Source organism: Mesobacillus sp., from assembly GCF_047739415.1.
GTDB lineage: Bacteria > Bacillota > Bacilli > Bacillales > Cytobacillaceae > Mesobacillus.
This window is the reverse complement of sequence record NZ_JBIQOE010000266.1, coordinates 1-9,565: the sequence shown is the minus strand read 5'-3', so window position 1 is coordinate 9,565 and position 9,565 is coordinate 1. Positions and strand designations below refer to the sequence as shown.

The 9,565-nt window shown below is 40.1% G+C and carries 14 protein-coding genes and 1 tRNA gene; 3 read left to right on the top strand and 12 right to left on the bottom strand.

The window, feature by feature from the left end; translation table 11 throughout:
- Positions 1 to 412: 412 nt before the first annotated feature.
- The 9 genes from ACH0QE_RS20715 to comGA are packed head-to-tail and all read right to left on the bottom strand — an operon-like array spanning position 413 to position 5,142.
- Positions 413 to 598: a YqzE family protein gene (locus ACH0QE_RS20715; protein ID WP_415802356.1), complete on the bottom strand. Its 186-nt coding sequence runs from the start codon at positions 596 to 598 to the stop codon at positions 413 to 415.
- A gap of 41 nt (positions 599 to 639) precedes the next feature.
- Positions 640 to 1,140: a shikimate kinase gene (locus tag ACH0QE_RS20710; RefSeq protein WP_415802355.1), complete on the bottom strand. Its 501-nt coding sequence runs from the start codon at positions 1,138 to 1,140 to the stop codon at positions 640 to 642.
- A 16-nt stretch (positions 1,141 to 1,156) separates the two neighbouring features.
- Positions 1,157 to 1,483, bottom strand: a complete 327-nt coding sequence (gene comGG, locus ACH0QE_RS20705) for a competence type IV pilus minor pilin ComGG (RefSeq protein ID WP_415802354.1) — start codon at positions 1,481 to 1,483, stop codon at positions 1,157 to 1,159.
- A gap of 44 nt (positions 1,484 to 1,527) precedes the next feature.
- On the bottom strand, positions 1,528 to 1,980 hold the full coding sequence (gene comGF, locus ACH0QE_RS20700) for a competence type IV pilus minor pilin ComGF (protein WP_415802359.1): 453 nt from the start codon (positions 1,978 to 1,980) through the stop codon (positions 1,528 to 1,530).
- Complete coding sequence (locus tag ACH0QE_RS20695) at positions 1,955 to 2,287, bottom strand: hypothetical protein (protein ID WP_415802353.1); 333 nt, start codon at positions 2,285 to 2,287, stop codon at positions 1,955 to 1,957. The genes comGF and ACH0QE_RS20695 overlap by 26 nt, the downstream gene beginning before the upstream one ends.
- Entirely contained in the window at positions 2,271 to 2,687 is a 417-nt protein-coding gene (gene comGD / locus ACH0QE_RS20690) for a competence type IV pilus minor pilin ComGD (protein WP_415802352.1), read from the bottom strand. Before comGD ends, ACH0QE_RS20695 begins: the two co-directional genes overlap by 17 nt.
- A 20-nt stretch (positions 2,688 to 2,707) precedes the next feature.
- The gene (gene comGC / locus ACH0QE_RS20685; protein WP_415802358.1) at positions 2,708 to 3,028 is read right to left on the bottom strand and encodes a competence type IV pilus major pilin ComGC; all 321 of its coding nucleotides are present in this window, start codon (positions 3,026 to 3,028) and stop codon (positions 2,708 to 2,710) included.
- 37 nt (positions 3,029 to 3,065) lie between these two features.
- On the bottom strand, positions 3,066 to 4,097 hold the full coding sequence (gene comGB, locus ACH0QE_RS20680; RefSeq protein WP_415802351.1) for a competence type IV pilus assembly protein ComGB: 1,032 nt from the start codon (positions 4,095 to 4,097) through the stop codon (positions 3,066 to 3,068).
- The gene (gene comGA, locus ACH0QE_RS20675; RefSeq protein ID WP_415802357.1) at positions 4,084 to 5,142 is read right to left on the bottom strand and encodes a competence type IV pilus ATPase ComGA; all 1,059 of its coding nucleotides are present in this window, start codon (positions 5,140 to 5,142) and stop codon (positions 4,084 to 4,086) included. Before comGA ends, comGB begins: the two co-directional genes overlap by 14 nt.
- A gap of 153 nt (positions 5,143 to 5,295) precedes the next feature.
- Here comGA and ACH0QE_RS20670 point away from each other — a divergent pair.
- Positions 5,296 to 5,367: transfer RNA gene (locus tag ACH0QE_RS20670), tRNA-Gln, on the top strand.
- A gap of 39 nt (positions 5,368 to 5,406) precedes the next feature.
- Here ACH0QE_RS20670 and ACH0QE_RS20665 read toward each other — a convergent pair.
- A complete protein-coding gene (locus tag ACH0QE_RS20665) occupies positions 5,407 to 5,760 on the bottom strand; it encodes a Spx/MgsR family RNA polymerase-binding regulatory protein (protein WP_415802350.1) in 354 nt (117 codons plus the stop codon).
- Positions 5,761 to 5,953: 193 nt separating this feature from the next.
- Between ACH0QE_RS20665 and ACH0QE_RS20660 the strand changes: the two genes are divergently transcribed.
- Together ACH0QE_RS20660 and ACH0QE_RS20655 are read left to right on the top strand one after the other, a co-directional pair.
- Positions 5,954 to 6,655, top strand: a complete 702-nt coding sequence (locus tag ACH0QE_RS20660; protein WP_415802349.1) for a helix-turn-helix transcriptional regulator — start codon at positions 5,954 to 5,956, stop codon at positions 6,653 to 6,655.
- A gap of 79 nt (positions 6,656 to 6,734) precedes the next feature.
- Positions 6,735 to 6,980, top strand: coding sequence for a DUF2626 domain-containing protein (locus ACH0QE_RS20655; RefSeq protein WP_023627332.1), 246 nt, complete (start codon positions 6,735 to 6,737; stop codon positions 6,978 to 6,980).
- Between the two features lie 67 nt (positions 6,981 to 7,047).
- Here the strand turns inward: ACH0QE_RS20655 and ACH0QE_RS20650 are convergent, their stop codons facing one another.
- Both ACH0QE_RS20650 and ACH0QE_RS20645 read right to left on the bottom strand, forming a co-directional pair.
- Entirely contained in the window at positions 7,048 to 8,139 is a 1,092-nt protein-coding gene (locus ACH0QE_RS20650; protein WP_415802348.1) for a class I SAM-dependent methyltransferase, read from the bottom strand.
- Positions 8,140 to 8,482: 343 nt separating this feature from the next.
- On the bottom strand, positions 8,483 to 9,565 hold a 1,083-nt coding region (locus ACH0QE_RS20645), incomplete at its 5' end, for an IS4 family transposase (RefSeq protein ID WP_415802347.1).

The window sequence follows — 9,565 nt, the reverse complement described above, 5'->3', positions numbered from 1 at the left end:
TCCTCCAACCGATGTTTTTTACTATAATTCCCGTCCTTTTCTGGAAGTAACATCTTCTGTCAGAACAAAAAGCGCAAGCGCCTTGTTTAGCCCCGACAAGCGCTGGAGGGCCGACCAGTGAAGTCGTTCTTTGACTTCATTTGGCGGACCGAAATCGAAAAGTATAGGCGACTGCCCAACTCCGACAAGCATTTGAGGGCCTGACAGTGAAGTCGGTCTTTGACTTCATTGACAGGATCGAAACGTCTCGAGGAGTTAGGAGCCGCAACTAGACAAGCGACTCGAGGGGTTAGGCGCTGGAGTGGATTAAGAAAACTACATGGAGTTATCTACACCTCAATAACTTTATAAATTCCTTAACAAAAACAAACCCGGCTATCGCTTTAGCCGGGCTTTCCAATTTTTTGTTCTTTTATTTGTTCTTTTTCTTTTTTATGCTCGACATCAACATGAACGGCAGGATACCAAACCACCTGAACATAAAGGTAGCTTCTGCTTCTTTTTTCGCCTGCTTCATCTTCCTGCGCTCTTCCTTTGGTTGGTCAATATATTTTACAACAGTCTGGGTAAGGTATTTAACATAATCATTTGTTTTCATGGTTACACCATCCTTCATACGTTATCAAGTATAACCATGACTTACTTTTTCATACGCTGGATGATTTCATCAGCGATTGTTGAAACTGTTTTACCGGATGCATCAACCTCAATATTTGCCGCCTCTCGGTATAATGGCAGCCTGAGGTTGTACAGTTTTTCTGCAGCCTCCATATTGTCTTGACTTAATAACGGCCTGGTATCATCATCTTTCAACCTCTCCATAATGGTGCTGAAATCCGCATTCAAGAAAACTACATTCATTTTTTCTTTTAAGAGCAACCTGTTCTTTTCCGAGCCAATAATTCCTCCTCCAGTGGAGACAACGGCATCAGCTAAAGGCATAGAATGTAAAACTTCAGACTCAAGAACACGGAATTTTTCTTCACCATCAATTGCAAAAATTTCATTTATAGTCTTGCCGGCCAGCTTGACAATCTCGCGGTCTGTGTCGTATACAGCTATTTCCAAATTTTCGGCCAATTCCTGTGATACGGTAGTCTTGCCAGACCCCATGAACCCAATTAAATATATAGCTTCCATATCTCTTAATCACCCATCAGTTCTTTTCTCTCCATCTTACCATCGCACCAGTAACCTTGTCATATTGGCCAATGCCAAGAGCTTTCTCCCCACTGTCCAGCTTAAGATTAAAGGTCACTTCCTCCACACTTCCTGATAGAGCTTGTTTTTGAAATGTAACATGGCCTAACTCATAATTCATAATTCCTGAATCCGGAAAAAATCCATCCCGCAGCATGGCCTCAGCCTGTTTGACCGAACAGAGCAAATAGTATTCTTGCAGCCGTATTGTCTCTGTTTCTTTTGCGAATCTTTTCCCTGCAAGATAGTTCTCTGTCACTATCAGCAAAAAGATTGATATCAAGACTAAAAGGATCATAGATAACGGATAAACAAACCCTTTTTGATTTATGGCTCTACACCCCCGGTTTGGTGAAATTGGTGGATCCTAACAGAATAATCCTTTCCTTGTACATCCTTAGCCTTTATCTCTACACCATCAGCTATTTTGCCGAAGCTGAAGCTTGATAAATTTTGCACCAAGATTTCATGACCCTGGTAATTCACTCTCCTCCTCATACTTGAAGCATATTTATCATAAAGAATGAATTGGCCATCGATTTTCATCAGAAGCTTATCAGGCTGGACAGTCAATTGCTGTGCTGATCGGACTTCCTTTTTTACTTGGCTGCTGAAGACCTCCCATTCCATTTTCCTCACTGCAGTATCAGCTGCATGGTAATTAAGGATGATTTTCATACCTAAAGGCAGCATCGAGGCAATCAGCAAAAAGAGCAGAACAGATAAAAGCATCTCAACCATGGTGAAGCCTCGTTCACTCTGCGGGAGCACATTTTTCATATTGCTTCTGAGCGATATCATAATAAATACAAACCTCCCATGAAGAATCTTCCTCAATCTTAGTTACCACCACTTCATAATGGTCGCCATTCTGTTCAATGAGTCTTCTGCCAGAATTGGTTCCTGTAATTTTTAAATACATCAGTTCGTCATACAATAAATTACTCGCTGCCGCACTTTTTTCGGACTCCACTGTCTGGTTGATGATATGAATGGCAATCGGGAGCAATATTGCACTACCCATCAAAAACGCAGCCAGTGATAGCAGCATTTCACTAAGAAAAAATCCATCATTCCTCCAAAACATAAAACCTGCCCTTTCCAATTTGGATCATCAACTTGTATTTCTTTGAACCTTCAGTGACATATATAGACCCGAAGCTATCGATATTCCCATCCGGCATGTAGTGAAATAATAGATTCATCGTGCCTTTTTGCAACTTGATTTGGGATGAATAATGTCTCTGGGCCAAATACGGAGCAGCATAATCCGTTCCCCGGATATAGTAATAATTATTTTCCGGCATGATATGGACCGTAATTGTCTCTTGATGGGAAATCGCATATTGTTGGCTGTATAGAAGGTCGGATTTAAATTGTGAAAAGAAAAGATCCTTTTCAAGCATGTCCTTTTGGGGTGAAAACAGGAATGCGGATGTGAGGGAAAGCATCAGGAAGGCTGAAAGCACAATCAGCATTTCGACCATTGTAAAACCGCCAGAGTGATTCATCCGCCGGTTCCAGTCGTTGATTTCTTCTGCACTGCCCCTGATGTAGTAATTTCAATAAGAGTTCCGTCTGGACAAGCGGCATCTGCACTTTTTAAGTATCCATCACTATGAAGCTCAGCGAAGGTAGGAGTCACTTTTTTATCTATTTTATATGCCTGAACTTGGGCCTCGACCATTTTCATATATGCCTCGCAGCCCTTTGTATTGATATTTGAACTATGTGAAGAAATATTTGGGACTGTAATGATAAGAAGAACGGAGATAACGAGCAAAACAATCATCATTTCTATCAAAGTAAAACCTTTTTGATTTTTCATCATGTATTCTCCTTTATTTTTTCGCATTAAAAAGTTATTAAATTCCTTTCATCATCTGGAACATCGGCAACAAGATAGCTAGATACAGCGAAACGACAAGCAGGCCTATGAAGCTGTACAAAATAGGCTGCACTGTCTTCAACGCTTTTTCCGACTTTTCTTCAAGTTCTTTCAAACAGTGCCTGCTGTAAAAGTAAAGCTCCTGATCGAGCTTGCCATTCTTTTGCCCATGCCTGATGATCCTCGGCAGCTCTTCTTCAAAAAATGGATACTCTCCAACTGCTCTGTCAAAATCCTGGCCAGCAGCCAATTTCGAAATCATGTCCTTTCCTATTTCCTTTGAAAAAGGTTCATGGTGGTTTTGCTCGAACACCTTCAATGCAGCTAGCACAGAAAGGCCGCCAGAAAACAAATAGCTTAACTGAACCGAGAAATAGTGTGAGTAAAAAAGCCTGACAAATTTGCCAGCAAACGGCAGCTTCACAAGCTTCATTATTTGTTTTAGTGGGTGAAGGTTCTTAAAGCTAAAGATGTAGTATAAGGCAAGCAATGCAGTGAGACTTAGAAGAAAATAGAGCGCGAAAGGAAGGATATCGGCTGCCGCCGCGATGGTTTTCATAAAGATATTCGGGGCAAGATTCATGTCTGTAAAAAGTGAATGGAATTTCGGCAGTAAGATTTTGTTAACGAAAAAAAATAAAATTAATGTAAGCATTACTAGAAATATTGGATAGGCAGCGAGCCTTTTTAATCTCTGGTAGTCGGCTTCCCGCTTAAGGACCATGTCGCTGCCCTCTGTTAAGGTACGGGCCAGTCCGCCATGCTGCTCGGCAAAGTAAACATAGCTGACCAAGTCCTTTTTAAATTTCAATTCTGCAAGGATCAAATAAAAGGGAAATCCCTCACGCAGCTTTTCAATGCTTCTTTTGACCTCCTCTTTCCTTTTCTTCTCCAAGTAAAAAGTCATGGATTCAATCGCTTCCGCCAAAGAATAACCTCGCGACAGCAGTTCCCCACTCCTTTTGAGGAACCGGGCCTGTTCAGCGACAGGCCACTTACTCTCCATCATTGAGAACCCACCTCTGGTATTCTGATTCCTTGATGAAACCCAGGGCGATGCCTTTACGGATCGCATCTTTGAGAGTTTTATAATGATAGCTCTGGAGCTCCCCTCTTGCTTCCTTCAGTACCGCAGATAAATCCTTCCCCGTAAGAATTTCGAAAACATTTCCCCTCTTACCGCTGCCTGTTGAAAAGCAAAATGGCGAGCATGTCTCCTCGCAATAAGGACATGTCAATTCAACGAGTCTCTGCGCCGTTACTGCGATCAATGTCTGTTCAATCTCAAGCCAATTAATCCCGAATTCAATCAGCCGGTAAATTGCTCCTCTTGCATCCCTCGTATGCATCGTTGTTAGTACCAAATGACCTGTCAAAGAGGCTCTTATAGCCGTTTCAGCCGTCTCTTTATCCCGTATTTCCCCAACCATTATAATATCCGGATCATGCCGGAGGATTGCCTTCAAGCCGGCAGAATATGAAATTCCAGCCCGTTCATTGACCTGGACCTGCAGCACTGTATCACTCGGTTTTTCAATTGGATCTTCTAGCGTAATGACATTACGATTCACCAAATCCGAGGTCTCAGAAAGCATAGAATATAATGTTGTCGTTTTACCGCTCCCTGTTGGGCCAGTAAAAATGATCAAGCCATGTGCGTGCTTTAATAGGGAAATAAGTTTTTTTGATGTGGATGGGAATAATGATATTTGGTATGAAGGAGTTTGGTTTTGTTCGGGAAGGAGACGAATGACCATGCTTTCGCTCTGGTATGCTGGAAGCGTGGAAATCCTTAAGCCTATCTTCATTTCTTGATATTGATAGGTAAAAGCACCACTTTGTGGCCGTCTTTTTTCACCAATATCCATTGAAGCTGTGAATTTGAAGTGGGAAATGAGCCGCTCACAATCAGCTTGTTCAAGCGTGTACCGGGGAAGCAGCTGATTACCGAGCCTGAATTTAATCAGTGTGTCTTTCTCGCGTGGGATAATATGAATGTCCGACGCACCACTTCTTAAAGCATCTTTTAAGACATTTTCCGCTAACTGTTCAATTGATTTAACAATAAGGATGCACCACCTTTTTCGGTTATAAAAAGAGATTTCGCCACAATCGTTTTGTTTCCTTCAAAAAATCCGACTTAAATGTGTATAAAAGGTGACAATTCAATTCATAATAACTATCGTAACGTCAACAAGTCATATTATTGGGCTATAGCCAAGCGGTAAGGCAACGGACTTTGACTCCGTCATGCGTTGGTTCGAATCCAGCTAGCCCAGTACACAAAAAACGGAAGCGCCACGCTTCCGTTTTTTCATTTATTTCGCAATTTTTTTTAAGGCATCAGGGTTAAATCCAACAATCAGCTTTTTCCCATCAGTTAAAATCGGACGTCTAAGCAGCTTCGGTTCTTCTATGACGAGTCTGATTACTTCTGAAAGCGGCAGATCTTCCATATCCACCCCCAAATTTTTATAAGTTTCTCCTCTTGTTGCCAGCAGTTCATCAAAGCCTTCAGTCGTCAGCGATAAAATCTGGAGCAATTCATTTTTTGATGGAGTATCTTTGAACATGTGACGTTCATTGAATTTCACGCTGTTTGAAACCAGCCACTTTTTTGTTTTACGGCATGAAGTACAGCTTGGATATGAATAAAACGTCAGCTCTTCCATTAAGTTAACCTCCTGGCGATCAAAATTATCTTATATACATATTGTATAACTTTTGTATAACATTTGTATACTATTTTGTCATCATTTCGCCATTTAGTTGTGAACATTTTCTAAACATATAGTGTAAACAGTGTAAACCTTATTTTCCTCTGTATTATAATGAAGACAAATTAGTGGTCTGAGGTGAACTAAGGTGGAGCAAACATTAAAAATTACAAGTGTTTTGTCTGACCCAACGCGTTATTATATTTATCAATACATTACAAAAAGGCATAAGGACGTAACCGTACAGGAAATCGCCGACAATTTTGATATCCATCCAAATGTGGCAAGGCTGCATTTATCGAAACTTGAAGATGTGAACATGCTGATTTCAGAAACAAAAAAGACTGGCAAAGGGGGACGTCCAAGCAGACTGTACCGACTGTCCGATGAAGTGATCCAGCTTCACTTCCCATTCCGCGATTATCAGCTATTGTCCAAAATCGCGATGACAACGATGATGTCGCTTGGAGAAGCAGGAAAGAAAGCATTGTATATGACAGGAAAACGTTTTGGGGAAGAACTGATTGAACAAGAAGTATCCCGACACCCACATATGTCAGCTGAAATGACGTTCGAGCATAAACTGAACTCAATTAAGAATGCAGCGACACTTGCTGGTTTTTATCCTGAATTCGAACCTAACATTGAAAAGACTAAGATTTACTTTCAGATCTTCAACTGTCCTTTCAAGGAAGTGGCAATGGAGCATACAGAAACAGTGTGCAATATGCATTATGAATTTTTGCGCGGTATGTTCGAATCACTATTTGGTGAGATCGAACTGATCGAAAAAGAGAACATGTTTACAGGCTGCGACTCTTGTTCATATCAAGCTGTTATTGCACAATAATCAATCGTTGTTTACTTTTTACTCCACTTTACTTTATAATATGATAGTGATGGACTTGTAGGGTAAAGGAGGGATATCTTTGGATCGTATGTACAGAGTTTTAGGATTCTGGACGGGAATCTTTGCTGTCATGTTTTTCTTAGGTGACATGTATACGACGTCCTTGATTTTCTTTGGTCAAACTGGATTTTTCTTGCTTTTAAGTTACTTGAAACTGTCTGAGCGTATGTACATTTACGTCTTCGGCGCATACTTAACGATTTTCTTTGCTGGATTTACTTACTGGTCAACATTTATGATGCCCTTAGGTGGAACTGGACATTGATCAATTGTTACGCTCAAATAAAAAAAGCGATGTTTATACATCGCTTTTTTTATTTTCCACGCGTATATTAAAATAATTTTCCAGCCTGGTGATCCAGACCCTTCGCCTGGACAACGACATCAAAGGACTGGCTTATCCCTCCTGGCAAAATCAAACTCCGGATCGCGCGATTCCGCTTACTTGCTTCAGAAAACGGATTGTGGTCATTATGTTCCGCAAGCTCTTCTAATATGCCGGCAGCCATGAGGAACTCGTCTTGTCTCATTTTTTGCACAAATTTCAGACTGTATTTCTCTCCAATTAACTTAAGTGCATCAAAATGCACATGACTGGTAATATCCATCTCTCCCGGATGCTGCAAAACGTCATGAAGCATCTGGTGCTGGTAATATCCCCTTAAGCTTCCGCCCCTCCGTGATGGGTGCATCCATTCTTCATTCGTGTATCCGTAATCCACAGTCACCATGAGGCCTTTCATTAAGTTATCAGAGATAGATTTAATGAAGGGTTCAAAGGCAAGCGGAATCTCAATCCTTTGCCCTTCTTGCAGTTCAAGCTCTTGGTCATTTAAAAAAGCGGTAATCCGATCATCCATTACCGGAACCATGATTTCTTTCAATTGTCCATTGTTATGGCCTACGAAAACTTCTTTCACAATACCCTCGCTTTTTTCAACGACATGGACAGGGAAAGCATCAAATAATTCATTTGAAAAAATCAGTCCTTGTTTCATGCCTGTTTCTGCAAATGTACTAGCGTAAAGTATCCTCACATTTTCCAGACCGTACAATTCTGCTTCCTGAAGCCTTCGATGATAAGGACTCGCTTCAACGACACAATAGCTAAGGTGTTCATCATTCAATTCATTCCACCCTTGAATGAAAGCGCGTGCAAACCGGCCATTCCCGGCTCCTATTTCACAAACAGTTGGCGGCAAGCCAAGGCTTTTTGAATTTTTCGCAAACCATTTGCCTATCAATTTGCCAAATACATCGGACACATTGCTTGAAGTATAAAAGTCCCCTTCTTTCCCTATTTTTTGGCGTTCCTTTATGTAATAACCTTCCTCCGGTTGATAGAGTGCAAGTTCCATATACTCAGCATATGAAATCATTTTCTCCGGGGAGGCTTCAATATACTCTTTGATTATTTCTTTCATAATAACTCCTTGAAAAAAAGTTTTCACTATTGACATAGTGTTTTCGATATTATATTGTTTTAGTAGTAGCTTAACTATATCCCCTCCCATGATATGAATAGAACATCCCCCAGGAAAGCCCTTCTCTTTGAGAAGGGCTTTCCTTGTTTACTAGAAAATTACACTAGCGTTGCATCAAAGTTTTGCAGATAAGTCAAATGAAAAATTTGTCAGTGAAATTGACCTGGTTTAAAATTAGTGAATATTCTGACTCGTAAAATCCCCGAGAAAAGAAAAAAAGGTTAAAGTGACATCATAGAAGGTGTCCTTTATCCATATTTTTACATTAATTTACGATCAATTATTATTCTCTAAATTCTCCTGCTTCCACGTCTATCACTATTTCTTTAAATACTTGTTCATGATCATACCTTTTTCTTCCTGCAGAGGGTCTAGAAGGAGGCTTAAATAATTCCTCCTTTAATTCTGTATATTTATTTAATACAAATTTTGCAATATGCTTTTTTAACACTAATAAGGTACCTTTAAACTCTAAATTAGCTTGTAATAATAGAGTTAGACAAAAGGCAATCATCGCTATATAAACTTGGTTATGTACTGCATTTTGACTTTTACCATACATCGTTTTTAATACCATATGCTGTTTCATCCACTTATAAAACAGCTCTATTTTCCAACGATCTCGATAAATAGTACTTACTTCCTCTGCCTGGATTTTAGCATCATTAACAATAATTTGGATTTGTTTTCCCTCGCTATCCACTGTTTCTATTAAACGAAGGGGATGTTTCATTTTCCCTAGAAAAACAACAGCTTCTCTTAGAATGGATGAGTTCTTTGGCACTGGAACTTCTTCTCCCACTTCAATCACCGTGTTCTCCTTAATCCGTGTGGCAAACCGAATTCCTTCTGAACAGAGTCTGTCGAACTTCTTGAAGTCAAAATACCCTCGATCAAAAACATGGAAGGTACCAGGTATATTGACTAAGAGACCATCTAACTGTGCTACGTCAGATGGTCTTGCAGGTGTAACAATTAGATCATCTAAGTATGTAACATCATCATGAAACACCACGCGTGTATGCAGTTTGATACCAGAAGTAAAACGATTCTTAGGTGCCCAAGGATGCTCCTTGAGACTAAGGGTGATTGTTGATGAGTCGATAAGATGCAGCTTTCTAAGCTTTTGATTCCCTTTGCCCACCCCATATATTTGACGTACCTGTTGTATGAGATGTTTTAGTACGGCTTCAAAGATAGAAGGAGAAATGTGACTTAACTTCCTTGACAATTGGGATTTACTGATCGACATTAACCCAATTTCTTTCTGAAGTTCAGAATCCTTGTTCAACTCAAAACTAATATCAGTTAAACTAGAAATTCGTTTTAATTGTGCGTAGGTAAACAGTTTTACAAAAGGTATGAT

Excerpts from the sequence above, each read along its gene's own strand:
- ACH0QE_RS20715 (WP_415802356.1), bottom strand. The coding sequence starts at position 598 with ATGAAAACAAATGATTATGTTAAATACCTTACCCAGACTGTTGTAAAA.
- ACH0QE_RS20710 (WP_415802355.1), bottom strand. The coding sequence starts at position 1,140 with ATGGAAGCTATATATTTAATTGGGTTCATGGGGTCTGGCAAGACTACC.
- comGF (WP_415802359.1), bottom strand. The coding sequence starts at position 1,980 with ATGAAAAATGTGCTCCCGCAGAGTGAACGAGGCTTCACCATGGTTGAG.
- ACH0QE_RS20695 (WP_415802353.1), bottom strand. The coding sequence starts at position 2,287 with ATGTTTTGGAGGAATGATGGATTTTTTCTTAGTGAAATGCTGCTATCA.
- comGD (WP_415802352.1), bottom strand. The coding sequence starts at position 2,687 with ATGGTCGAAATGCTGATTGTGCTTTCAGCCTTCCTGATGCTTTCCCTC.
- comGC (WP_415802358.1), bottom strand. The coding sequence starts at position 3,028 with ATGAAAAATCAAAAAGGTTTTACTTTGATAGAAATGATGATTGTTTTG.
- comGB (WP_415802351.1), bottom strand. The coding sequence starts at position 4,097 with ATGATGGAGAGTAAGTGGCCTGTCGCTGAACAGGCCCGGTTCCTCAAA.
- ACH0QE_RS20665 (WP_415802350.1), bottom strand. The coding sequence starts at position 5,760 with ATGGAAGAGCTGACGTTTTATTCATATCCAAGCTGTACTTCATGCCGT.
- ACH0QE_RS20650 (WP_415802348.1), bottom strand. The coding sequence starts at position 8,139 with ATGAAAGAAATAATCAAAGAGTATATTGAAGCCTCCCCGGAGAAAATG.